The 25,098-nt window shown below is 69.7% G+C and carries 19 protein-coding genes; 11 read left to right on the top strand and 8 right to left on the bottom strand.

The window, feature by feature from the left end:
• Positions 1–81: 81 nt before the first annotated feature.
• The 3 genes from MHN80_RS19535 (at position 82) to MHN80_RS19525 (ending at position 3,543) form a co-directional block, all read left to right on the top strand.
• The gene (locus tag MHN80_RS19535) at positions 82–1,374 is read left to right on the top strand and encodes a GAF domain-containing protein (RefSeq protein WP_239403088.1); all 1,293 of its coding nucleotides are present in this window, start codon (positions 82–84) and stop codon (positions 1,372–1,374) included.
• Positions 1,375–1,531: 157 nt separating this feature from the next.
• Entirely contained in the window at positions 1,532–3,055 is a 1,524-nt protein-coding gene (locus MHN80_RS19530; protein ID WP_004021499.1) for an aldehyde dehydrogenase family protein, read from the top strand.
• A gap of 62 nt (positions 3,056–3,117) precedes the next feature.
• Complete coding sequence (locus tag MHN80_RS19525) at positions 3,118–3,543, top strand: DUF779 domain-containing protein (RefSeq protein WP_004021498.1); 426 nt, start codon at positions 3,118–3,120, stop codon at positions 3,541–3,543.
• A 77-nt stretch (positions 3,544–3,620) separates the two neighbouring features.
• Here the strand turns inward: MHN80_RS19525 and MHN80_RS19520 are convergent, their stop codons facing one another.
• Positions 3,621–4,085 (bottom strand): hypothetical protein, encoded by a 465-nt coding sequence (locus MHN80_RS19520; RefSeq protein WP_004021497.1) that lies wholly within the window; start codon positions 4,083–4,085, stop codon positions 3,621–3,623.
• Between the two features lie 275 nt (positions 4,086–4,360).
• Between MHN80_RS19520 and MHN80_RS19515 the strand changes: the two genes are divergently transcribed.
• Positions 4,361–4,903: a hypothetical protein gene (locus MHN80_RS19515; RefSeq protein WP_239403087.1), complete on the top strand. Its 543-nt coding sequence runs from the start codon at positions 4,361–4,363 to the stop codon at positions 4,901–4,903.
• Here MHN80_RS19515 and MHN80_RS19510 read toward each other — a convergent pair.
• From MHN80_RS19510 to MHN80_RS19500, 3 genes are all read right to left on the bottom strand, one after another.
• Positions 4,884–6,392 (bottom strand): dynamin family protein, encoded by a 1,509-nt coding sequence (locus MHN80_RS19510; RefSeq protein WP_239403086.1) that lies wholly within the window; start codon positions 6,390–6,392, stop codon positions 4,884–4,886. The two genes, MHN80_RS19515 and MHN80_RS19510, sit on opposite strands and share 20 nt — an antisense overlap.
• Positions 6,389–8,383 carry a dynamin family protein gene (locus MHN80_RS19505; protein ID WP_239403085.1) on the bottom strand — a complete coding sequence of 665 codons (1,995 nt, stop codon included), beginning with the start codon at positions 8,381–8,383 and terminating at the stop codon, positions 6,389–6,391. The genes MHN80_RS19510 and MHN80_RS19505 overlap by 4 nt, the downstream gene beginning before the upstream one ends.
• A gap of 129 nt (positions 8,384–8,512) precedes the next feature.
• Positions 8,513–11,869, bottom strand: coding sequence for an IniB N-terminal domain-containing protein (locus tag MHN80_RS19500; RefSeq protein WP_239403084.1), 3,357 nt, complete (start codon positions 11,867–11,869; stop codon positions 8,513–8,515).
• A 345-nt stretch (positions 11,870–12,214) separates the two neighbouring features.
• Between MHN80_RS19500 and MHN80_RS19495 the strand changes: the two genes are divergently transcribed.
• From MHN80_RS19495 to MHN80_RS19475, 5 genes are all read left to right on the top strand, one after another.
• Positions 12,215–13,966, top strand: a complete 1,752-nt coding sequence (locus tag MHN80_RS19495; protein ID WP_239403083.1) for an Hsp70 family protein — start codon at positions 12,215–12,217, stop codon at positions 13,964–13,966.
• 34 nt (positions 13,967–14,000) lie between these two features.
• Entirely contained in the window at positions 14,001–16,502 is a 2,502-nt protein-coding gene (locus MHN80_RS19490; RefSeq protein WP_239403082.1) for a helix-turn-helix transcriptional regulator, read from the top strand.
• A gap of 194 nt (positions 16,503–16,696) precedes the next feature.
• Positions 16,697–17,497, top strand: a complete 801-nt coding sequence (locus MHN80_RS19485) for an enoyl-CoA hydratase/isomerase family protein (protein WP_239403081.1) — start codon at positions 16,697–16,699, stop codon at positions 17,495–17,497.
• Positions 17,494–18,252, top strand: coding sequence for an SDR family oxidoreductase (locus MHN80_RS19480; protein ID WP_064572087.1), 759 nt, complete (start codon positions 17,494–17,496; stop codon positions 18,250–18,252). The genes MHN80_RS19485 and MHN80_RS19480 overlap by 4 nt, the downstream gene beginning before the upstream one ends.
• 352 nt (positions 18,253–18,604) lie before the next feature.
• Complete coding sequence (locus tag MHN80_RS19475; RefSeq protein ID WP_239403080.1) at positions 18,605–19,282, top strand: hypothetical protein; 678 nt, start codon at positions 18,605–18,607, stop codon at positions 19,280–19,282.
• 192 nt (positions 19,283–19,474) lie between these two features.
• Here the strand turns inward: MHN80_RS19475 and arr are convergent, their stop codons facing one another.
• From arr to MHN80_RS19455, 4 genes are all read right to left on the bottom strand, one after another.
• Positions 19,475–19,903, bottom strand: a complete 429-nt coding sequence (arr, locus tag MHN80_RS19470; RefSeq protein ID WP_239403212.1) for an NAD(+)--rifampin ADP-ribosyltransferase — start codon at positions 19,901–19,903, stop codon at positions 19,475–19,477.
• Positions 19,904–20,066: 163 nt separating this feature from the next.
• Positions 20,067–20,531, bottom strand: coding sequence for a hypothetical protein (locus tag MHN80_RS19465; protein WP_239403079.1), 465 nt, complete (start codon positions 20,529–20,531; stop codon positions 20,067–20,069).
• 153 nt (positions 20,532–20,684) lie between these two features.
• On the bottom strand, positions 20,685–22,016 hold the full coding sequence (locus MHN80_RS19460; protein WP_239403078.1) for a sensor histidine kinase: 1,332 nt from the start codon (positions 22,014–22,016) through the stop codon (positions 20,685–20,687).
• Positions 22,000–22,638 carry a response regulator transcription factor gene (locus MHN80_RS19455; protein ID WP_239403077.1) on the bottom strand — a complete coding sequence of 213 codons (639 nt, stop codon included), beginning with the start codon at positions 22,636–22,638 and terminating at the stop codon, positions 22,000–22,002. The genes MHN80_RS19460 and MHN80_RS19455 overlap by 17 nt, the downstream gene beginning before the upstream one ends.
• Before the next feature lie 351 nt (positions 22,639–22,989).
• On the opposite strand from MHN80_RS19455, the gene MHN80_RS19450 reads away from it, so the two are divergent.
• Positions 22,990–24,420: an MFS transporter gene (locus MHN80_RS19450; protein WP_239403076.1), complete on the top strand. Its 1,431-nt coding sequence runs from the start codon at positions 22,990–22,992 to the stop codon at positions 24,418–24,420.
• A 22-nt stretch (positions 24,421–24,442) separates the two neighbouring features.
• Entirely contained in the window at positions 24,443–25,087 is a 645-nt protein-coding gene (locus MHN80_RS19445; protein ID WP_239403075.1) for a GntR family transcriptional regulator, read from the top strand.
• The last annotated feature ends 11 nt before the right edge of the window (positions 25,088–25,098 follow it).

The following is a 25,098-nucleotide window of genomic DNA, read 5'->3' as shown; positions in this document are numbered from 1 at the left end:
CGGCGGGGCCGGTCGAATGTTGCCGAGATCACATCGGTGCAGGCAGAATCGTCGACATATCGGGCAATCAACGGAGGGTGCATGACTGACGCGGCGTTGGTGGCCACGCGCATCCGCCGGGCTTACGAGGACTTCCTCTCCGGCGGGAATCCACCCGCGGATGCGGTCCGATCGATCGTCCGCGACTCGTGGGCGAGGTCGCTGACCAGGGGCGTCGACCCGAGTGAGGCCGCCGCGGACGGCGACCGTGCGTCCGTGATGTCACCCGCGGAGTTCGCCGCCTACCGAGCCGCACATCCCATCACCGCCGTCCGGCCCTTGGTGCAGTCGCTGATGGTCGATGCCATCGCCGACACCGGCGTCGTCGTCGCGCTGACGGATCAGGCCGGGCGCCTGCTGTGGATCGAGGGCGACACGGCCGCTCGCGATCGGGCCGGTCACATCAACTTCGTCGAGGGCACGGTGTGGAGCGAAGAGGTCGTCGGCACCAATGCCCCGGGACTCGCGCTGGCCGTCGACCGAGGCGTACAGGTCGTCGGACCCGAACACTTCGCCGGCCCCGTGCAGGAGTGGAGCTGTGCCGCGGCGCCCGTGCACGACCCGCTGACCGGGCACGTGATCGGTGTCATCGACGTGACCGGTGGACGTGAGGTGGCGGCACCGTTCGCGCTGGCGGCCGTCCGCTCGGTGGTCGCGGCCGTCGAGCGTGAACTGCGGGCGGGTGCTGTCGACCTCGGCGACCCGTCCACCTTCGATCCGGCGCCCAGACCGCAGGGCGCGGCGCACCTCACCGTCCTCGGAGACGGTTCGGGACGCTGGCACCGAGTCGCCGACGGGCCGGGCGCACGCACGCTGTCCCGTCGACATGCGGAGATACTCGTTCTGCTACAAGCATTTCCGGAAGGACTGAACACCGAGCAGCTCGCGCTCAAGCTGGCCGAGGACGGGCTCGACCCGGTCACGGTGCGAGCCGAGATCTCCCGGCTCCGCCGCGACCTCGGTGCCGACGTCGTGGCAAGCAGGCCCTACCGCCTCACTCTCGACATCACCTCCGACGTCGACACCCTCCGGTCGCGCATCGCGTCGGGTTCGGACCTCGCGTCAGTCGTCGACGACCTAGGTCGCGGCGGACTGCTCGCCGAGTCGAGCGCGCCGGGCATCGTCGACATCTTCGAGGAACTCCGGGAAGACCTGCGGTCGCGTCTCTTCGCGTCCGGCGACGTCGCGGCCCTGCGCCGGTGGACGTCGTCGACCCACGGACGCGACGACCTCGCCGCCTGGCGCCGCCTCGAACACCGCCTGCCGGTCGGCGATCCCGACCGGGCCGTCGTCGGCGGACGCATCCGACTCCTGGACAAGCGGTACGGGGCGTAACCGGCTGAGCTGCGTCAACAGCAGGTGGCCAACGTTGCAACGCTCGTGCAACCACCCCGCTCCTAGAGTGTGGAGCAGATCACAACGGACGCCTCCGGTGTCCCGTGTGACATCCGCAGAGCGTCCTCAGCTTGAGGCCCACACGCAAGGAGCAACCATGACCGTCTTCGCAAAGCCGGGTGCCGATGGCTCGGTGATGAGCTACGAGTCGCGCTACGACAACTGGATCGGCGGACAGTGGACCCCGCCGGTGAAGGGTCAGTACTTCGAGAACCCGTCGCCCGTCGACGGCAAGATCTTCTGCGAGGTCGCACGCTCGACCGCCGAGGACATCGACCTGGCGCTCGACGCCGCCCACAAGGCCGCACCCGGATGGGGCAAGACCCCCGTCGCCGAGCGCTCGCTGGCCCTGCTGCGCATCGCCGATCGCATGGAGGAGAACCTCGAGAAGCTGGCCGTCGCCGAGACCTGGGACAACGGCAAGGCCGTCCGCGAGACCATGGCCGCCGACATCCCGCTGGCCATCGACCACTTCCGCTACTTCGCCGGCGCCCTCCGCGCCCAGGAGGGCTCGATCTCCGAGGTCGACGAGGACACCGTCGCCTACCACTTCCACGAGCCGCTCGGCGTCGTCGGCCAGATCATCCCCTGGAACTTCCCGATCCTGATGGCGGTGTGGAAGCTGGCGCCCGCGCTCGCCGCCGGCAACGCGGTCGTGCTCAAGCCCGCCGAGCAGACACCCGCGTCGATCCTGTACCTGGTCAGCCTCATCAGCGACCTGCTCCCCGCCGGAGTCCTCAACGTGGTCAACGGGTTCGGCGTCGAGGCGGGCAAGCCGCTCGCGTCGAGCAACCGTATCCGCAAGATCGCGTTCACCGGTGAGACCACCACCGGCCGGCTCATCATGCAGTACGCCTCGGAGAACCTGATCCCGGTCACCCTCGAGCTGGGCGGCAAGAGCCCGAACATCTTCTTCAACGACGTGATGTCCGCCGACGACGGGTTCCTCGACCGTGCGCTGGAAGGCTTCTCGATGTTCGCGCTCAACCAGGGCGAGGTGTGCACCTGCCCCAGCCGCGCGCTCATCCAGCAGGACATCTACGACGAGTTCATCGCCAAGGCCGTCGACCGCGTCGGAAAGATCAAGCAGGGCAACCCCCTCGACACCGACACGATGATGGGCGCGCAGGCCTCCAACGATCAGTTCGAGAAGATCTCCTCCTACCTCGCCATCGGCAAGGACGAGGGCGCCGAGGTGCTGATCGGCGGAGAGGCAGCCGAACTCGACGGCGACCTGGCCGGGGGCTTCTACATCAAACCGACTGTCTTCCAGGGCAACAACAAGATGCGCATCTTCCAGGAAGAGATCTTCGGCCCGGTCCTCGCGGTCACCACCTTCAAGGACTTCGCCGACGCCATGCACATCGCCAACGACACGCTCTACGGGCTCGGCGCCGGCGTGTGGAGCCGTGACGGTGCGACCGCCTACCGGGCGGGCCGCGAGATCCAGGCCGGCCGGGTGTGGACGAACACCTACCACGACTACCCGGCGCACGCCGCCTTCGGCGGGTACAAGCAGTCCGGTATCGGTCGCGAGAACCACCTCATGATGCTCGAGCACTACCAGCAGACCAAGAACCTCCTGGTCGGTTACGCTCAGAGCGCCAAGGGTTTCTTCTGACCCTTCGAGGCTCGTCGCTAGCGCTCCTCGCACCTCAGGGAGCAGATGAGAGGTGATTGACGATGACCGCCGAGCAGAGTGTTCCTGATCGCGTGGTCGCCACAGACTCCGCCGTGCAGCTCCTGACCAAGTTGTCGGAGCTGCACGGCGGCCTCATGATCCACCAGTCCGGTGGGTGCTGTGACGGCTCGGCCCCGATGTGTTACCCGGTCGGGGAGTATCGAGTGGGCCAGCGGGATGTGCTGGTCGGCGAGATCGAACTCCCCGAACCCATTCCGGCTGTACGGGTCTGGATCAACGGTGACCAGTTCGAGCTGTGGAAGCACACCCAGCTGATCCTCGACGTCGTGAAGGGTCGCGGCGCCGGATTCAGTCTCGAGGCACCGGAAGGCGTCCGGTTCCTCTCACGCGCAAGGACTTTCACCGACGAGGAGAACGAGATCCTGGAGGCGTCGCCGCCGCTGACAGGAGCCACCGCCGGCCCCTGAGCTCGACCCCACACAGAATGCGTCGTCCGTATCGAAATCCGATACGGACGACGCATTCTGTGTCTGTCCGGGCTGGTTCACCACTGGTCGAAGCCGACGTTGACCTGGGGGTATCCGGTGTCGATGTGGTTGTTCATCCAGTAGTTCTGGGCGTGGGGTCCCCAGATGGTGCTCATGGCGGTGTTGACGTTGTGGGGGTGGTTGGTGAGTTGGTAGTTGGCGGTGGGGCCGAAGGCGCCGATGCGGTAGATGGCGTTGACGTCGAGGTGGTTGGTGAAGGGTGCGGTGGCGGTGATGGTTTCGGTGGCGCCGGGGTAGAGGATGTGTTGGGGTGCGTTGACCCATTGGCCGCCGTCGGCGTTGGCGCCTTGGAGGTATTCGGGCTTGTCGGTGTGGTTGGTGATGGTCATGGCGACGGTGGGTTCGCCGGGTCGGGTGATGGGGAGGGTGCCGGCGTGGGCGGCTCCGGCGGCGCCGAGGGCGATGCCGGTTGCGGCGGCGAGTCCGAGGGTGGCGGTGGCGATGCGGGTGGTGGTCTTCATGGTGTGCTCCCGGTGTGGTGTGGGGGTTGTTGTGGTGACACCACTGACTTTCCTCGGGATGTGGGTGTGGTGGTTTCCGCTGACCGGGTGATGGTGGGGGTGAACGCTGCATCCACCGATCGGGGGACATGCGGTGGGTGGTGGTGGCTTCGACTCGGCTCCTCGCTTCGCTCGGTGCCGGCTCAACCAGCGGTGGGTGGTGGATTCGAGAACGATGATCCGAGGATGCGCCGAGTTCGACGGGTGGGAGTCGTCGGGGCAACTACCATCGAGGGATGTCGAACGCCGACGGCTCCCCACCGCCCCGCCCGCGCGTCGCCGTCACGCCGATGCGCCCGCAACGGCCGACCGGACGTGCCGCGGCCGTCCGGTACGTGATCCTCGGCTGGCTGGCGTCGGTCGCCCTCGTCGTGCTGACCGCGGGACTGACACTCCTGTCCCTCAACGACATTCGGTCCACCCTGGCCGCCGATCTCGTGCGGGCCCACCCGGAGAGCGGAACCGACGCCGCACGTGCCGTGGACATCTCACTGATGGTCGGTGCGGTCATCGCCGTGGTCGTGGTGGTCCTGGGTCTGTGGGGATCAGCCCGACTCTGGGACAGCCGACGGTCCGGTCGCACCATCCTGACGATCGGTGCCGCGGCGGCTGTCGCCGGCGCCGTGGCGTTCCATCTCACCGTCGGTCCGTCCGCGACCGCCCTGGCCGATATCGGCATGCCGGTTGTCGCACAGTGGCTTCCGGCGGCCGCCGCCCTCGTTGCGGTCATCGCCACCGGGATCGCCTACACCCGGTCGGTCACGGCCTCCCTGCGCTGAAGCCCTCGATGTCGCCGGTCCGGACCACCGCGTCGAGTTGCGCGACGATGCCCTCGGCGCTGCGTACCGCGACCTGACATGCCGACGCCGACGCCGGACCGAGGAGCGGATGGCCGGCACGCGCCCGCCAGACACGCGCGGCCTCGATGGCCGCGTCGCGCAACGCATACAGGTCCGCGGTCGGTGGCAGCCCGAGGCGGACCGCGGGATCGATGCCCGATCCGCCGATGAGTCGGGTGATCTCGGCCGCCTGATCCGGGGGAAGATCGACGCCGCCGGCCCGGATGGTGCCGAGCAGACGCAGTTCACGGAAGCCGTGCACGTCCGCGAGCTCGCGACGGACCGAGGCCCGGACGTCGCGCGCTCCCGCCGACGGTGAGGCGGCGAGAAGGTGATCCATCGTCACCAGTGCGGAATGGGATTTGAGCTGGTCGGCGCGCTGGCCGAACTGGGTGTCGATGATGGCACTCAATTCCGAGAGCCCGCTGCGCTCGACGAGTTCGGCGGCCAGCGCCGACGACGAGGTGGCGCCGAACCGGATGAGCGTGACCGCCATGCGGATGCCGAAGGCGCCGAAGCGTTCGGCCAGCGAACGGCGCAGATCGGCCGGGATGGCAGGCAGGATGTCGGGGCGCGAGAACCGGTCCATGGTGAGCAGTGCCGCCTCGAGATCGGGACCCGGGGTCGCGGCCAGCTCTGCCAGCGCGCGGAACTCGACCTCCCGCATCGTCCGGGCGGCGAGCGCCAGGAGTCCCGCGACCGGCACGACCGCCTGACAGAGCCCGGTGCGTTCGAGTTCGCCGGCGAACCGCCCGGCGATCTGATGTGCCGAGATCATCGCGTCCATCCGGCCGGCGCCGAGCTCGTCGGCGCGGGAGACCACACCGATCACGCCCAGGGGACCCGACGATCCGCCGATGGCCGAACCGATGCGGCGCAGCATCGTCGTGTCGGTGGCGGTCAGGGAACGCAGCAGGTAGACGACGGCGTCGACGCCGGACAGGCCGTCGTCGGGGGTGAGGAGCGCGAGTGTGGACGCGGACAGCTCCGTCGAGAGCGAGGCCGTGCCCGGGGTGTCGACGATGGTCGTCGACTGCAGCGCCCGCGCAGGCCATTCGACGTCCAGGCGGTCGACTCGGTCGGCGGTCAGGCGCCCGAAGTCGAAGCCCAACCGGCCGTCGATGCGGGTGACCGGGATGCCGACTGCGCGGCCGTCGTCGACGTGCGCGGTGACCGACGGGGACCGTCCGTTGCGGTACCAGGTGACCACGCGTGTGCACTCGGTGGCGTCGGTAGGGGCGATGTCTTGCCCGACAAGGGCATTGAGCAGCGTCGACTTGCCTGCCTTGAGCGAACCGGCCAGCGCGATCCGCACCGGCTGATACAACCGGTGGGCGCACACGTCGAGCTCGGCCTGTGCATGCGGGTCGTCGGCGAGCGCGGCGCGGGTGGCCTCGAGAAGCCCGCGGACACGGGCGATGTCGGTCATCGGTGAGGAAGCTCCGCGGCGGTGTCGTCGGGATCGAGATGGTCGGCCGCTCTGCGCAGGGCGGCGACCGCATGGAGCCGCGATTCGAGTTCGGCAACCCGTCCGGATCGTTCCGAGTCTGCGAGGGTCGCGGCGGACTGTGCAGCACTGAGGGATTCCGAGATCGAGCGCGCGGTCTGTTCGGCGACCGAGGTGAAGTGGTCACGGAGAACTCGCTGGATCACCCGTAGCCGGTCGCGGGACTCCTTGCCGACCTGGAAGCTGACGTCGTCGGTGAAGGCGCGTACGGCGACCTTCGCCTTCGCGCGACGCTCGAGGACCTTGGCCTCCTTGTCATCCCGATACGCCTTGGTACCCAGCAACAGTCCGGCGCCGACGGACACCGGGTTGATGAGAGCCATGCCGACCATCGTCGAGATGAGGCCGAACATCAGCACGCCGCCGTAGGAGCCGCGCATCCCGATCAGCAGCTTCTGGGCGACACCGACTCGGCCGCTGTCGAGTTCGGCGAGCTCGGCAACCGAGTCGAGAACGCCGGTGAGATCCGCGACGTCGATGTCGGGGAGCGAGTTCTGACCGGCGGCCGCGAAGTGGTCGGCGACCCGTTCGGCGAGCCACACCGAACGCTCGTGCGCCCAGACGAAGTTGTCGCCGATCACCGCCGCGGTCTGGTCGGCCAACCACTCGCTCAACTGCTCCCAGTCGACCCCCGGGTCGCCCTCGTCGATCGCCCGCTCGGCCTCCCGGGTCACCGCGCGCAGACGGTCCCGCAGGTCGTGGTCGATGTCGGCGGCGAGATCGGCGATCCCATCGGCCAGCGTCTGCTGCCATTGCGCGGACTGTCGGCGCATGGCCTCGGCGTCGGACTTGGCTTCCCGGAGCGCCCCGACGGCGCGGCCGGCGGTCTCGGGGTCGCGCAGGGCGGCGAGTTCGCTGCCCAGGGTGAGCGCGAGATGCTCACTGACGACTCGTAGATCGGTGGCGACGGTGGCTCGCGTCGCCTGTCGCGCGGTGGCCACCACGCGCTCGCGCAGGTAGCGGTACAGATCGAGGAACCCGGCCTCCGCGTTCAGTTTCTCGTCACCGAGACGCAGTGCGTGGGAACGGAGTACCGACGACACCGGCAGCAGCGGGATGTCGAGGCCCGCGGTCTGCAGATGCGACCGGTCGGCGTCGACGATGGCCCGCCAGTGCGGATACAGGTCGGTCTTCGTGACCAGGCACGCCAGCGTCGGGCACAGACCGGCCACCTGTTGGAGGAACGCCATCTCCGGTGCGGTGAACTCCTGGCTGGCATCGGATATGACGAGCACTGCGTCGGCCGCTGCGACCATACCCAATGTCGCTGCGGCATAGGGATGTCCGTGACCGCCGACGCCGGGGGTGTCGACGAGGACGAGGCCGTCGGCGAGCAACGGGCCGGGCGCCTCGATCTCGAGACGCAGAACTTCGCGGCCGCCGGCGAGCGGGGAGTCGGGGGTGATGCCGGCGATCGCCTCCATCGGCACCGGGATGCGGTTGTCGGTGGCCGGGCCGTCGACGATCAGATGGGCCGACGGTTGCGTGGCGTGCGAGATGACGGTCGGCACCGCGGTCGTCTCGTCGTCGCCGACCGAGCACACGTCGAGGTTGAGCAGCGCGTTGACGAAAGAGCTCTTGCCCTGCTTCAGCTGACCCACCACGACGATCCGCAGCCGGGGGTCGGTGATCCGGGTGCGTGCGCCGTCGAGTCGGCTGACGAGATCGTTGCGACCGGCCTCCCGGGCCACGTCCGACATCGTCGACAGCAATTCGCCGATGGTGCTGGGCGACTGGGTCGTTGCGGCGGGGGCTGATCGCGCCGGCGTGACCGCGGCCGGTGGTGTCGGGGTCGGTGGTGTCGGCGTCCGCGGTGTCGGGGTCGGCGGTGCCGGGACCGGGTCGGGTTCGGGTGCGTCCCGGTCGGCGGCGTGCCGGCCGACCCGAGGTGGTTCGGCGGGTGGAGTGGTCATGGTGTCCTCACGGTAGCGGTGAGTCGGCGTGTCCGGTCGGCATCGGACGAGGACCGCCCCGGGACCTGCCCACGTCCAGGGTTGCTGGATCGGTGAACGGTCCCGGGGCGGGTTGCCGACCTGGATGGGTCAGTCGGCCTCGGGTCCGGCGTCCGGGGTGTCGACGCCGATCCCGGTGTCTGTGTCGCCACCGAGGCCACCGGTCAGGCCGCCGGTGAGGCCCCCGGTCAATCCGCCGGTGAGGCCGGCGGTCGTGTCGGCCACGCCGCCGACGGTCGTGTCGAGTGCGCCGCCGAGTCCGGCTCCGGTGTCGGCCGCGCCACCCAGGTCCAGACCGCTGTCGGCCTCGCCCCCTGCTCCGACGCCGCCACCGGCGACCGCGCCACCGGTCAGTCCGCCGGTCACGCCACCGACGACGTCCGTCGTCGTGTCGAGGGTTCCGCCGACAGTCGTGTCGAGGGTGCCGCCGATCCCGGTTTCGAGCGAGCCCGCGGTCGCGCCGGCCACGTCTGCCGCACCGCCGGCGGCGCCGGAGATCGCGGTGGTCAGGTCGGCAGTGACATCCGCGGGCAGCTCGGTGTCGAGCGCGCCACCCAGGCCCAGGTCCCCGCCCAGACCCAGGTCTCCACCCAGGCCGCCGCCGAGGCCGGTGCCGGTGTCGAGACCCAGCGCGCCGCCGAGCACCGGACCGGCGGTGGCCCCCAGTGCGGCGTCGCCGATCGAATCGAGCCCGCTCGCTCCGCTCCCGGCGCCCAGCCCGGCGAGTCCGGTCTCCAGGGTGCCGCCGAGGCCGCCCTGCAGGGTGCTGTCCACTCCGGCCACCAGGTCCGTGCCGGTCTCGGCCACGGTGCCCAGGCCGGCCAGTGTGCCGGCGCCCAGGTTGCCGGTGAGGCCGTCGACGACCGTGCCGCCGAGCCCCTCGGTGACCAGGATCGGTCCGCCGACGGTGATGGTGCCCTCGGGGGAGAGGATGAGGCTCGGGTTGATGATCGCCTCGAGTTCGCCGGTCAGCGCCCCGCCGAGACCACCTGTCGCCTCCAGGGTGGAGTCGAGGGTGGCAACGAGGCCGTCGGTGGCCGACAGGTCCACGTCGAGCGCGGTGCTGAGTACGGTGCTGAGGGCCGCGGGGAGTTCGGCTCCGCCTGCCAGCTGGCCGGCCAGCGAACCGCCGAGCTCGCCACTCAGCGCGGTCCCGAGGACAGCGCCGAGGGATGCGCCCAGGTCGGCGCCGACATCGCCGCCGGCAGCCAGCACGGTCTCGAGGGTTCCGCCGAGGTCGGCCGCGGTCTCGGTGACCAGGCCGAGTCCTGCGCCGGCGTCGAGTGCGGCGTCCAGCGCGCCGCCGAGCTGGGCGATCAGTGCGCCGTCGACGCCGAGTGCGCCGCCGAGGTCCGCAGCGAGCAGTTCGCCGAGGTTCAGTCCGGCACCGGCCGCGGCGTCGAGGATGCCCTCGATGCCGGTGGTCGCGCCCAGCACGCCGCCCAGGGTGGCGCCGAGTCCGGCTGCGAGGTCACCGCCGCCGCCGACGATCGCACCCAGTTGCGCGGCGAGATCGGTGGCCAGGCCGCCCTCGAGCAGACCCGTGAGGTCGGCACCGAGGACGCCGCCCAGTTCCAGGGCGCCACCCAGCGCGGCTCCCAGATCGGCGCCCGCGGCGGCACCCAGGACGCCGGTGAGCACGGTGCTCAGCGCGGTGTCGAGTCCGGCGCCGGCCGACAGCAGTCCGTTGAGCGCGGCGCCGAGTTCGGTGCCGAGCCCGCCCACGACCCCGAGCCCGCCGCCGAGGGCGCCTTCGACAGCGCCCCCGAGACCGGCGCCCAGTCCGGCACCGAGGCCCAGACCCGCGTCGAGTGCCCCGCCGACCCCGGCTTCGAGTGCGCCACCGAGACCGAGTCCGGCGTCGAGTGCGCCACCGAGTCCGGCGGTGAGGTCGGCTGCGAGACCACCTTCGAGTGCCGCGGCGAGCGTGCCGCCCAGGGCCGCGCCGAGACCGGCTGCGGCCTCACCGCCGACCTCGAGGCCGGCGGACAGGGCTCCGGCCAGAGTGGTACCGAGATCGCCACCTGCCTCGAGCAGTGCCTCGACGTCGACGATCCCGCCGGCTTCGAGGACGGATTCGAGTGCCGCGGCGAGTCCGGCCTGAGCGCCGCCGCCGACACCGAGTGCGGCGGTCAGGGCGCCGCCGAGGACGGCGTTCGCACCGGCGGCGCCGGTCAGGACCAGGCCACCGGTCGCGGCTGCCGTCGAGGTCAGGGCCACGCCCAGTGCGGTGCCGAGCGACGCGGCTGCCGTACCGCCCGCGGCCAGGGTGGAGCTGAGTGCGCCGCTGAGGGTGGCGCCGAGTTCGCCGGACAGCTCGGCGATGGCCTGCGCGTCCAGCAGACCCGACAGCGTCGCGGAGAGGTCGCCGGCGACGTCAAGAGTGGAGGTGAGGGCGGCGGTCAGATCGCCGGACAGTTCGGCGCCCAGGCCGAGGGCACCGGTGAGGACCGCCGAGATGGCACCGCCCGCACCGAGACCGGCGCCGAGTGCGGCCGCGAGGTCGGCGCCGAGCGCGCCGCCCGCACCGATCGTCGCACCGAGGAGACCACCCAGGGTCGCACCGAAGGAACCGGCGAGCTCGCCGCCCGCACCGAGTGCGGCGGACAGCTGCGCGGCGAGACCGCCACCGAGGCCGAGTCCGAGGTCTGCGCCGGCGGCGAGGAGTGCATCGAGCGAAGCCCCGAGTTGAGCGACCAGCGCGCCTTCGGCACCGATCGCGCCGGCCAGCGACCCGGCGATGACCGGCCCGATGCCTGCGGCGATCTCGATCCCACCGTCGACGACGGTGTCGAGCGCTGCACCCAGTGCCGCACCGAACTGCGCTGCGACCGCGCCGCCGGCACCCACACCGGCGGACAGCGCCGCGCCGAGTGTAACGGCCAGCTGTCCGGCCAGGTCGAGGTCACCGAAGGCGATGCCGCCGAGATCGAGATCGGCCAGCGACAGACCGGAGAGGTCGATGTCACCCAGCCCGATGCCGCCGAGGAGACCACCGAAGTCGATGTCGCCCAGATCGATTCCACCCAGATCGATTCCACCGAGGTCGAGTCCGCCCACGCCGAAGCCGCCCAGATCGAGTCCACCGATTCCGCCGAAGTTCACGTCGCCCAGGGCGACGTTCCCGCCGCCGAGATTGATGTCGCCGAGGTTCAGACCGCCCAGGCCGACGCCACCGCCGCCGATCACACCCCCGCCGACTGCGCCGCCCACGGCCCCACCGACGGCGCCGCCGCCGGCACCGATGATCGCGCCGAGTCCGCCGCCGGCCCCGGCGGCCAGGCCGGCATCCGCCACCAGCGGTGCTGCCGCGGAGACATCGGCCGGGGTGACGCCGGTGAGACCGGCGCGATCGATCGCGGCCTGGGGGTTGCCGCAGTAGGCGTTGAAGGATTCCTCGTCGCGAAGCAGACCGAGGATGAAGTCGAGTACCGCGTTGCTCGGCATGGCGTCGTTCCTTGCGTCGGGGAGATCGGAGTTCGATCCCGTGTCGAGTTCGACCGTATGGACTCCGGCGCCGGACGACATCGGGGTAAATCCCCAGTCCTGTCGAGGAGGGGGGTGGGCCGGCGCCCCCGGGGATTCGGCTGGGGCCGGGCTCGTCGCATCCCACGTATAGGGGTGTCGGGACTTTCCCCCTAATCTCCGCCCAAGGGCTAACACCTGGGCATCGGTGCGCGACACACTGGGTGACGTGCACCGCCGGGGCCGGGGCACGTGACATCGACGGTGTGCTCGAGATGAGGGACCGTCACCGACCACCGTCTGCAGGTGCGAACAGGAGTGACCGTCATGGCCATCGGGATCGGTGTGAAGATCGGGACCGCGAACAGCGTCGCGGTAGCTGCCTCGGAACATTCCTGGGAGGGTGCGGTCTCGGTCGAGACCTCCGCTCTGGTGGATGCCGACGACTTCGTCGCCCGGGTCGGCGACCCGGTACCGATGCTCGACGACCACGGGCACACGATCGCGGCCGCCGAGATCTACGCGGACGCGGTCACAGCGCTGCTCGCCCGGCTCGACCTCGGGACGGACTCGTCACGGTTCGACGACGCGCACCTGAGTGTCGTGTTTCCCGACAACTGGACCGATCAGGCCGTCGACGAGGCCAGGACAGCGCTCGCGGCCCACCCCGACGCGGTGCCGGCGGAGTCGACCACCTGGGTTCCCGAATCGCGCGCCACCCTGGCCGCGGCCGAGCATGCCGAGGGCGCCTTCGGCGACGGCACCGTCGTCGTCTGTGATCTCGGCGCGACCGGCGTCACCGTCTCCGTCCTGACCACCGGCTCCGACGCGGCTCCGGTGGGCCGCCCGGTGCGGCTGGAGACGGTGAGCGGCAACGAGTTCGACCGCCTGGTGCTGGCGCACACGCTCCGGGTCACCGGTGCCGACGCCGAGGTCGACTCGGGCCTTGCCGACCCGCAGCGCAGCGGCGCGATCCTCGACGACGTGAACCGGCTGCGTGGCGACTGTCGACGGGCCAAGGAGTGTCTGTCGGTCGACACCGACACCGTCGTCGACGTGCGGGTCGGAGACGTCCGCACCGAGGCGCGGCTGGTCCGGGACGACATCGAGGATCTGCTCCGCGCCCCGGTTCTGGAATCGGTTGCGCTGGTTCGTGAAGCGCTCACGGCCTCGGCGGTCGGCCTCGACTCCTCCGGAGCGGCCGCGACAGGGTTGAATCCGGCCGGTGCGACCGCGATGCTCCTCGGTGGTGGCGGTGCCGCGATCCCGCTCGTCACCGAGATGCTGTCCTCGACCCTGCGTCTGCCGGTCGTCGGCGACCCGGACCCGGCGTCCGCCTCGGCGGCCGGTGGCGCACTGATGGCCGGCGCCGCCCTCGCCGCCCACCGGTCGGCGATCGCGCCCGCCGCCTCCACCACTGCCGTCGTCTCGGCCTCGCCCGACGAGCGCCCGCTCCGCGAGATCGTCCCGGCGCCGAGCACTCCGGTGACCGAACCCGCCCCGCGCTTGTCGCGACGTAAGCGCGGCACGCTGATCACGCTCGGCGCCGCCGCCCTGGCGCTCGTGACGGCAACCGGACTCTCCGTCGGCACCGGACTCGTCGGCTCGGTCGGGGAGTCCACGCCCCCACCCGCTGGAGCAGCGACGACGACGGCGACCTCGTCCCAGAATCCCGGGGGCGGTCCGGGTACCACGGTGGCGGGTGCGCGTCCGGGAACCTCGGCCGCGCCGGTGACCGGTGCGGGCACCCGGGCTCCCGGCGCCGGAACCGGCACACCCGGACGCGCCGCGACCAACACACCGACGGGTGGAGCGCCCGCCCCCGGAACCACCCCTGGCCGGACGGCACCCGCACCCGCGCCGGGACCGGCTCCGGCGGCGCCGTCGGTCCCGTCGGCACCCGGCACCCCGTCGGTGCCCAGCCAGCCAGAACCGGAAGTCCCCGATCCGGGCACCGGTGGCGGCTCCGGCGGTGGCGGAGTCACCCCGGGCGGGGTCCTGGAAGCTCCCGGTCGGGTCCTCGACGGCACCGGCCAGATCGTCTGCGGCGTCACCGGCGTCATCGGCGTCGACTGCTGAGCCCGGTGACTCCCGGCCACCCCTGGTCTGTGCGATGACGCCGACGACACCGGTCTCGATGATCGGCGACCTGTCACCCGCTGCGTCGCGTATCTCGTCGTGGATCTCGGGCGTCGTCGACCGCGCGCAGGGCGGCCATCCGCTGTGCGCCGTGGTCGTCGGAACCCCGGGAAGCGGACGGTCGACGCTGCTGGGCGGCGTCCGGGAACAACTGCGACAGCGGGGTCTCCCGGTGAGTGTCGGGCTGCCCACGGGCAGCGAGACCGGCCCGGTGTTCGTCCTCGCCGACGACATGCACTTGTGGCCCGGGCCCGTGATCGATACCGCCCTGGGGATGCTCGACGCCGGGACGATCGGGTTGATCGCCACCACCGAACCGAGGGAACTGGACCCGAGCGTCCGCCTGCTCCGGGACCGCTCCCGGCCATACGGTGCCGTCCTCGAACTCGAGGCTCTGGGCACCGCCGACGTCCTGACCCGCGCGACGCGCACGGGTCTGACGCTCGACCCGACCACGGCATCGCAGATCCGCCGACGCTGTGGTGGTGCCCCAGTACTCGTCGACAGCGCACTCGAGGCGATCCGGAACGCCGGACTCGGCGTCGGGAACACCGCCGACGAACCGTCCCCCGACGTGATCGCGATCGTCGAACGGGTGGCCCGCGACTGGCATCACCGATTGTTGCGCGGGCTCGATCCGCTGACGCTCGCCGTGCTCGCCCTCGCCTCGGTCCGGGCGCCCCTCGACCCCGACAGCCTGGCCGACGCGGCCGGAGTCGACCGGGCTGCCGCGGCCGGGGCTCTCGACCGGGCACGGGGCTGCGGCCTGTTGCGCGGCTCGGACGTCTTCGTGTCGGCCGCCGCCGGACCGTTGCGAGATGTGCTGGGGGACCGACGGATCGGCGAGCTCCGCCACAGATCCGTCGTCGCCGCACTGCGCGCGGCCGAACTCACCCCGGACACCGCGCTGCTGGCCGCCGAGGCCGGTGTCGACGACCCACGCATCGTCGACGCGTTGCTGGCCGGCGCCACCGACGCCACCGGGGCGCGGGCGGCGGTCCTCCTCCGGGCCGCCGACCGGGTGGCGCCGGGACGCGATGACGTCCGGTTGCTGATGGCGCAACGAGCACTGGCGTCCGGTGACCTCGATGGCGCGGGCGACGCGGCCGATCAGCGGTTGGAGACGGCCGGTCCGGCCGACCCCGGGGTCGCGGAGTGGGTGGAGCTCGCCGCCACCGTCGCCGCGCATCGCGGACTGGCGTCGCATGCCGCCGACCTCCACCGGTGGGTCGGCTCGAGTTCGTCCGGGGTGCAATCGCTCCCGGCCGCGGTGGCCCTGCTCGCCGTCGGTGATCGCGCGGCGGTCACCGCCATCGCCGCGGCGGATCGAGGCCGCGCGCCGGTCGCAAGCAGGGCCGCACGGTCGCTGGTGACCCGTGGGCTGCTGGCCACCCTCGGCGATGCGGACGACGCGCCCACCGGCGACGACGCGGTCGACGCCGTGATCCGGGGGCTCTCGGCCGGGGGTGCGGGGTTCCGGGGTCCGTATGCGGGCCGGATTCTGCAGGCGGCCACCGCGGTGGCGCTGAATCACGGTGACATCGTCGGGGCACAGACGATCAGGTCGGTGGCCCCCGAGTCCGGGCGCGCTCTGATCGACGCCGAGATCGCCTTGGCCGTCGGCGATCTCGAGATGACGGCGCGCCTGATCCCGTCGGATGATCCGGTTCCTGTGCCCGAACGTCTTCGATGGCAGGCGATTCGACTCGGACTCGCCCGACGCCGAGGCGACGCTGCTGCACTGACCGCGGCGTGGCAGCACGGGTTGTCGCTGCTCGCCGGCACCGAGGTGGACCTCTTTCTGCTGCGGGCGTTCGGCGAGTTCTGGATCGCCGCAGCGAGTGTGGGCCAGTTGTCGGCGGTCGATCGACACGTGGACACCGCCGACCGGTTGCTCGCCCGTCTGGAGGATCCCCCGGCATGGACACAGTTCTGGGACTTCGCCGGCGTGCAGGCAGCGGCCACCGCGCATGACGACACCGCCATGGCGCACCGGTTGGCTCGTCTCGACCTCGCAGCGGCGGAGAACCGGACGGCCCGCTCGCTCGCCGTCGCCGCCCGCGTCTGGGTGTCGCTGACACCCGATGACTCCGAGGCTGTCGCCGCCACCGCGGTTGAGGTCACGGCGGCGGTCGACGCGTTGCGGAGTGTCGGATTGCACTGGGAGGCAGATCGGTTGGCAGGGATGGCCGCGCTGCGCGCCGATGATCCATCGACCGCGGCCGGCCTCCTGGACACCGCCCGCTCGGCCGATGAGGAACGGCGTCGCACCCCGCCGATCGGTGGACCGCTCACCGAACGCGAGGCGGAGGTCGCCCACGAACTACTCCAGGGCTTCACCTACCGGGAGATCGGTGAGCGACTGTACATCTCGGCGAAGACCGTCGAACACCACGTCGCCCGGATCCGACGCAGGCTCGACGCCGGATCCCGCTCGGACCTGATGGCTGCCCTTCGTGCGGCCGGGTATCGGTGACGACTCTGCCCTCGCGCTGAGAACCGCCCCAGGAGAGGCCGCCGGGGACGATAGGTCGTCGGTCGACTTCCCTGGGGTGGCTTCCGGGTCGTTTCGACGACGGCCCGCGCGGAGATGCCACGGATCGGAACCCGGCGGTGGTACCAACAGGTCATGGAACACATGCAGTGCCCCGGTGATCGGGAGCCGTTCTGATGCCGGCGGTCCTCATCGAGCGCGACGGTGAGATCACGACGCTCACCCTCAACCGCCCGGACGCGCTGAACACCTTGAACGTCGACCTGGTTCGGGAACTGACCGGTGCCCTCGATGCCGTCGACGAGGATCCCGGGTGCCGGGTCGTGATCCTGACCGGGGCGGGCCGCGCGTTCTGCGCCGGCCTCGACCTGAACGGCTACGGCGACGACGATTCCGTCACCGACCGCGGTGGGGTGATCCCGATGTTCGAGCGCCAGCAGGACATCGCCGGTCTCGCACGCCGGTTGCACGGGCTGCGCCAGCCGGTGATCGCCGCGGTCAACGGGCCCGCCGCCGGCGGTGGTCTGGCCCTGGTGTGCGCGAGCGACATCCGCATCGGGTCCACGACGAGCGTGTACGCGGTCGGGTTCATCCGGGCCGGGTTCTCCGCCTGCGACATCGGCGTGTCCTGGTTGCTCCCGCGCCTCGTGGGGACGGGCCGGGCGCACGAACTGATGCTGACGGGACGCAAGTTCACGGCCGTCGAGGCGGAGCGGTACGGATTGCTGGTCGATCTGGCCGAGCCCGGGGAATTGCTTGATCGGGCACACTCGACGGCCCAAGCGATCCTGGCCAATCCGCCGCTGTCGGTGGAGCTCACCAAGGTCGGGATGTGGGCCGCGGTGGAGTCCGATTCCTTCAGTGCCACCGTGGAATTCGAGAACCGGCAGCAGATGATCACGGCGATGACCGAAGATCGGGGCGAGGCGACCGCCGCCTTCCTGGAGAAACGAGCACCGAGGTACCGACGACGATGACTTCTGACCTGTTCGATGTGAGTGGCAAGACGGTGCTGGTCACCGGTGGCACGTCGGGTATCGGGGCGATGATCGCTCACGGCCTGCACGACCGTGGGGCCCGGGTGCTGATCACGGGCCGCAACGATGACGCGCTCGCCGACGCGCGCGCTGCGGGACTCACTGCGCTGCAAGCGAATCTGTCGACCGCCGAGGGTGCGCGCGCGCTCGCGGAGCAGGTGGCGTCGGAGACCGACACCCTCGACGTCCTGGTGAACAACGCCGGTGCGACCTGGGGCGCGCCGCTCGAGGAGTTTCCGGACTCGGCCTGGGACCGGGTGCTGAAGCTCAACGTGCAGACGCCGTTCGTGCTCACGCAGACGCTGCTGCCGTTGCTGACCGGTACCGCAACGGCTGACAACCCGTCGCGGGTCATCATGATCGGGAGCGTCGACGGGATCCGGGTGCCGCGCACCGCGTCGTACTCCTACTCGTCGAGCAAGGCGGCCGTCCACCAGCTGACGCGGCATCTCGCACGGGACCTCGGCCCGCGCCACGTCACCGTGAATGCCATTGCGCCAGGGCCGTTCGAGTCCAAGATGATGGCGCCGATCCTGGCCGAGCTGGGGGACGAGGTCGCCGCGGCTTCGCCGCTGGGGCGTATCGGTCGAGCCGACGACATGATCGGGACGGTGGTGTTCCTCGCCAGCCGTGCCGGTTGTTATCTCACCGGCACCGTGATCCCGGTCGACGGCGGGATCGCGACAACGCTCTGACCCCTGAGTCCAGTCAACGGGATTCCGACGCACGGTCAACGAAATCCGCTGCACAGTCAACGGGATTGGGCGCACGGTCAACGAAATACGGTGCACAGTCAACGGGATCCGAAGCACGGTCAGAGGGCAGTGCGGAATAGGCAGATGGTCGGGAGTTCCGGATCAAGAAAAGCACATACGGCATAGTTCACTGTGCGATGTGCGTGCTGGTCAGGTTCGCTGTGTAAAGGTGTTCCTCATTCAATTCCCGTCAATCGCGCTGGTATCCGATAAATCTCTTTGTTAGCTTGCGGGAGATCGATGGACCGAATGACAAAGGAGGAAAGAACCAGTGCGAAAAAATCTCATCCGTGTGACCACAGCTGGCGCGGCCCTCGGGGTCGCGGCTCTGATCGCTCCCGCGGTGGCCACCGCAGCCCCGGTATCCGAGGCGAACTGCGCCAGGACCTCGACACCCGCGAACCCAGCGGGGTGGGGCAACACCTTCGGCGACGAGCAGGGCCAGGCGGGCAAGGTGACCGCCACCACCGTCGTCGACCAGGACGGGTCGCTCGAGTTCGTGACCTCCGAGCAGACACCGCGCCAGGCCTCGTACCACAGTGCCGGACAGCTCGAGTTGGCCGACGCCGCGACCAAACCGCTCAGTTTCGAGAAGTCCGACGGTCAGGCGAACTGGCAGATCCGCGTGACCGGGGCGAACACCGGACAGGGCAACGGATTTGCCACGCTCGTCTGGACCGCTCCGGCGGGCGCGGGGAAGCAGGACGCCGCCGGCTCCGATCAGTGGTGGGCCACGCGCGACCTCGGTGACATCGACAAGGGCACCAACGCCACGTTGGACGATCTGGTGAAGGCGGCCAACACCGAGGGTCACACCACGGTGGTGGACCACTACGGGATCTCGAGCCAGCCCAACGAGAAGACCGGCAAGGTCAACGTCGACAACGTCTCGTTCAACGGCTGCACCACCAACTTCGCCGCATCAGGTGCCGGCGGAGCATTCGGATCGCTGGAGAACATCTTTCCCTGATCCGTGAGTTCGACACTGCAGCAGGCGGGCCCGCGACCGGCGATCGGTCGCGGGCCCGTTACTTCCCACCGGAGGTGAGCGGGTGTCATCCGCTCACCCGAGGGACTCCGACCTCACCACTGGTCGGAGCCGACGTCGACTGGCGACACTCTCGCGTCCTGAGGACGGGATCGGTGGATCGGGTGAGGCGCTTCAGTCGTAGAGCACCGCGTCGCCACGCTTCTTGAGTTCCTCGAGCCCCGCGCGGAACCGCTCGAGGTACTCCGGTGAATGACCCTCCCAATCGGTCATCTCGCCGACGACCCGGACCGGCCGGGCGCTCCGGTAGGAGTGGGTCGGGTTGCCGGGGAACTTCTTGTCGGTGACGTTCGGGTCGTCGTGCACGTCGTCCTGCGGTTCCACGACGTAGACCCGGGGTGGACCGTCACCCACGGCCATCTCGGCCGCGAGCACGGCGCCGTCGAGCACCTTGGTCATGTAGACGAAGTTCGAGATGTGCTCGGGCCGGTAGTTCGACCGGTGACCCGGTCTCAGGAAGTCGCCGACGCGGAGATCTGCCTTGGTGCCGTGGAAATAGTCCCCGGACTCGTGCACCCGGAAACGTTCCGGTGTGTCCGCCATGTCTGGCATCGATTGCCCTCCCAGTCGTCGGTCGTCGAGCGATTGTGCCCGGCCACCGGGGTCTTGCCGCAAGCCCCGGTCCCTGACTTATGGTGAAAGGGGCGGGGTTCGGGGGCGGGAGCACCACCCCCGAACCGATCCCCTCATCCTCCTCTCGGATTTCTCACCACTGGTCGAAGCCGACGTTGATCTGGGGGTATCCGGTGTCGATGTGGTTGTTCATCCAGTAGTTCTGGGCGTGGGGTCCCCAGATGGTGCTCATGGCGGTGTTGACGTTGTGGGGGTGGTTGGTGAGTTGGTAGTTGGCGGTGGGGCCGAAGGCGCCGATGCGGTAGATGGCGTTGACGTCGAGGTGGTTGGTGAAGGGTGCGGTGGCGGTGATGGTTTCGGTGGCGCCGGGGTAGAGGATGTGTTGGGGTGCGTTGACCCATTGGCCGCCGTCGGCGTTGGCGCCTTGGAGGTATTCGGGCTTGTCGGTGTGGTTGGTGATGGTCATGGCGACGGTGGGTTCGCCGGGGCGGGTGATGGGGAGGGTGCCGGCGTGGGCTGCTCCGGCGGCGCCGAGGGCGATGCCTGTTGCGGCGGCGAGTCCGAGGGTGGCGGTGGCGATGCGGGTGGTGGTCTTCATGGTGTGCTCCCGGTGGTGTGGGGGTTGTTGTGGTGACACCACTGACTTTCCTCGGGATGTGGGTGTGGTGGTTTCCGCTGACCGGGTGATGGTGGGGGTGAACGCTGCATCCACCGATCGGGGGACACCGATTCGGGATGTGCGCTCCGCGCGTCACACTCCGCGGGCCGGTACCTCGACGACCGCGACGGTTCCACCGCCCGGATGCTTCGACAGCGACAACGTGCCGCCGCTGCCCTCGATACGCACGCGTCGTGAGGCAAGTCCGATGTGGCCGTTGGCCTGTCGCCGACGCATCAGCTCGTCGACGTCGATGTCGGCCGGCAGTCCGGTGCCGTCGTCTACGACGACGAGACGCGCTCGTCCATCGTCGAACTCGGCAGTGACATCGACTGACGTCGCGGACGCGTGCTTGATCACGTTCGTCAGCAACTCGCGGGCGGTGGCGAACAGCAGCGAATCGGCAGAGGTCCGCAGTTCCGGCGGCCAGCCTGCGGTGTCGACGGCGACCGCCGGGGTGCCGGCGCGGCTGCCGAACGACGAGGCGAGGTCGGTCAGGGCGACCGACAGCCCGGCCTGTTCGAGTACCGCCGGGTGCAACTCGCTCAGCGTCGAACGCAGGAGCTGGGCGGCGTCGCGCAGTGCACCGTCGACGCGGTCGAGGGTCACGGGGTCGGCGGAATCGCGCAGTGTGGCGAGTTCCTGACGCGCGGCCAGCACGTACTGCAGGGCCCCGTCGTGCAGGTTGTCGGCGAGGTCGCGTCGTTCGCGCTCCTCGATCTCCATCGTTGCATCGAGCAGGCGGGCGCGTTCGGCGGCGAGCGCCCCGATCGTCGTCACCCGGGATCGTTGTAAGCGGGACAACAGGATCGCGCCCACGGCGAGCGCCGCGACGACGAGGACGCGCAGCACGATCACCGACCACGGTTCGCCATTCGAGGTGCGAGCCAACGCGGACGAGACCGCGTACACCGCGGTCGTGACGATCACGACCACGGCGCATGTCCTGGGTTGCAGTGCGATCGCCGCGATCATCGGCACGAGGACGAAACCGCTGAGGAGAACGTCGGTGGTCCAACTCAATTCGTTGGACCGGCTCGCCGCCACGGCGAGCGCCGTGAGCAGCAGGAGGTCGATGGGCAACGCGATCCACGAGTAGCGGATCATCGCCGCCTCGTGTCGGACGACGACGATCGCCCCACCGATGCACCAGGCCGCGTACAGGATTGCGGTCACGACGCTGAACGTCTCGGCGTGCGCGGGTGGATCGAGACTGACGGTCAGCAACACGAACAACGACAGGAACAACCGCAGGACCACCTGAATGCGGATCCCGCGGATCGCGTGATCGATCAGGATGTCGTGAATCCGCGGCTCGTCGGCGAATTCGTCGAGACCCAGATAGCGTGTGGCCCCGGCGATCCTGTCGCTGTTGCCCGCGTCCGACCCCCGACTCGCGGGGTCCGCGCTACTCGAGGAGGCCACGGCGCATCGCTTCGGCGACCGCGGCCGCGCGGTCGGACACCCCCAGCTTCTCGTACAGACGCTGGGTGTGGGTCTTGACCGTCGACGCACCGATGTAGAGCTCGGCGGCCACCTGCGGGATCGATTGTCCACGAGCGAAACCCGTGAGCACCTGTCGTTCCCGCTCGCTCAGCGCCGGCGCATCACGCTGGGTCTGCGCCCGGATCTCGCCGGCCAGTCCGGCCGCGAGCTCGGGTGGCACCACGGTCTCGCCTCGCGCCACCCGGGTCACCGCGCCGACGATGTCGTCGCGATCGGCATCCTTGGACAGATAACCGGACGCACCCTCCTGCAGCGCCCGGAAGACGATCGGGCCGTCGGTGACCGCCGACAGCAGCAACACCCTCGTCGCCAGCCCGTCCCGCGACACCGCATGCGCGACCTCGACGCCGGTCATGAGCGGCATCTGATGGTCGACGACCGCGACATCGGGGTTCTCGCGTCGGATCAGCTCGAGACCCGCGGCGCCATCGCCCGCCTCGCCGACGACCCGCACCCGGCCACTGGCCGTCAGGCCCCGGGACACACCGTCGCGGAAGAACGGGTGGTCGTCGACGACGACCACGGTGACGAGGCTGTTCATCGGATCAGGATATGTCCCGGTGCGTCTCGAACCGACCGTATCGGCCCGCATACGCCCCCGAAACGACGAGCGGCCTGGACATTCGCCGCGGCCCCGTTACCGCCAGGTTGCCTTCCGTGACAATTCGTTTACGCCCCTTGCCCGATCGTGTACGGGTCGTATACAACTGGTGTACGGCCTTGATGTGGTCCGCTTCACACGGTGATCAATGGTCTCGGGGTGGCTCGGTGGTTGCAGCAACAACCACCGAGCCGGACAGCTCCACCTGCACGTCCGGACGTTCGCCTACTGGCAGGTAGGCGCCGGTCGCGCAGTCGTCACGCAACGACGATTCGACTGAGGAGTCGACATATGGCAACTGCCACCACGAAATCTAGCAGTCGTAGATCCCACACCAGCCTTCCGGTGATCGCCGGTTCCAGCCTCGCCGGAACCGCCGTGGAGTGGTACGACTTCTTCCTCTACGGCACCGCCGCCGCGCTGGTGTTCAACGAGGTCTTCTTCCCCGCCGACGACCCGCTCGTCGGCACCATGCTGGCCTTCGCCACCTACGCTGTGGGCTTCATCGCCCGACCGCTGGGCGCGGCGGTGCTCGGCCACTATGGCGACGTCAAAGGCCGGCGCGCCACCCTCATCGCGAGCCTCATGCTCATGGGTGTCTCGACCTTCCTGATCGCGTTCCTGCCGTCCTACGCCGCCATCGGTGTCGGCGCGCCGCTGCTGCTGGTCTTCCTGCGCCTGGTCCAAGGGTTCGCGCTCGGCGGTGAATGGGGTGGTGCAGTGCTCCTGGTCAGCGAGCACGGTGACTCGACACGCCGGGCGTTCTGGTCGTCCTGGCCCAATCTCGGTCCGCCACTGGGAAATCTCATGGCCGCCGGTGCGCTCGCGATCCTGTCCGGGGTGATGTCGGAGGAAGCGTTCCTGTCCTGGGGCTGGCGGATCGCCTTCGCGCTATCGGCCGTGATGGTGATCGTCGGGCTCGTGCTTCGCCTCTACGTCGCCGAGACCCCGCTCTTCGAGAAGTCGCAGCAGAAGGCGAAGTCGGAGACCCGCCGCATGCCCCTGGGGGCCGCCGTACGTGGGTACTGGCGTCAGATCCTGCTGGCAGCGTTCACCCGTTTCGGTGAGAACGCCGGCTTCTACATCTTCTCGCTGTTCGTCATCACCTATCTGACCCAGATCCTCGACCTGGACCGATCGACCGGGCTCAACGCCGTGATGATCGGAATGGTGGTGGCCCTGGTGACGATTCCGTTGTTCGCCATCCTGGCCGACCGGATCGGCAGGCGCCCCATCTACATCTCGGCCTCCCTGGCGACCATTGTGTGGGCCTTCGTCTTCTTCGGGCTGCTCGACACCAAGAACACCCTGGCGATCATCGTCGCCGTCTCCGTCGGTCTGCTGATCTTCGCGGCCTACAGTGCGGTGATCGGGGCGTTCTTCTCCGAGCTGTTCCCGACCGAGGTCCGCTATTCGGGCGTCTCCCTGGCCTACAACCTGGCCTCGGTGCTCGCCGGTTCGCTGGCCCCGATCATCGCGATCGCGCTCTACAACTGGTTCGACACCGGCTACGCCATCGGCGCGTACCTCGCAGTCATGGGCGTCATCTCGCTGATCGCCGCCATCATCGCCCGCGAGACACAGTCGGTCGACCTGGCGACGGTCGGCACCACGAGGGACGACGCGGGGCTCGATCACGAACCCGACGAAGATCGCACCGCCGCAGACGAAACGACCACGACCGACACAAAGCAGCAGCCGTCCACCGCCGTTGCTCGGTGACGCTCTGAGAGGAGACCACATCATGTCGACATCGCGCTCCGGCACGACAACCGCGCCCGAACTCGCCTACGAATGGCTGAAGCAGACCATCATCACGCTCCCGCGTGACGAGGAGATGTTTCTGTCCGAGGCTCAGGTCGCGGCGTCGTCGGGAATCTCGCGCACCCCGGTCCGCGAGGCCCTGATGCGGCTCGAGGCGGAGGGTTTCATCCGCCGCGTTCCACACAAAGGGGCCTACATCCCGGCGCTGTCGGATCGCGATGTCGACGAGGTCATGCAGGCGCGACGTGTCGTCGAGGAGTGGTCGGTGCACGAGGTGGCACCGCGGCCGGGACTCGTCCCGGACAAGCTGGCGCTCCTGTTGCGACAGCAGGAAGACGACCAGGACCCCGTCGACTTCATCGCGCACGACCTCGAATTCCACACGACGATCATCCGAGCGGCCGGCAACAGCCTCATGGGTGACTTCTACAACTCACTGCGCGATCGCCAGATGCGCATGGGTGTCCGCATCGTCATGAACGACGAGCACCGCAAGAAGCAGGTGCTGGTCGAGCACCGGGCGATCGCGGACGCCATCCGGGCAGGAGACGTCGACGCGGCGGTTCGCAGTGTGCGCGAGCACCTTCGGACCACGCACGACTCCCTGCGCCACTCCCATCTCTAGATCTGTACCGA

The sequence above is a fragment of the Gordonia sp. McavH-238-E genome (genome assembly GCF_022348225.1).
In the GTDB taxonomy this organism is placed as follows: Bacteria; Actinomycetota; Actinomycetes; order Mycobacteriales; family Mycobacteriaceae; genus Gordonia; species Gordonia terrae.
This window is presented reverse-complemented; position numbering and strand designations above follow the sequence as displayed.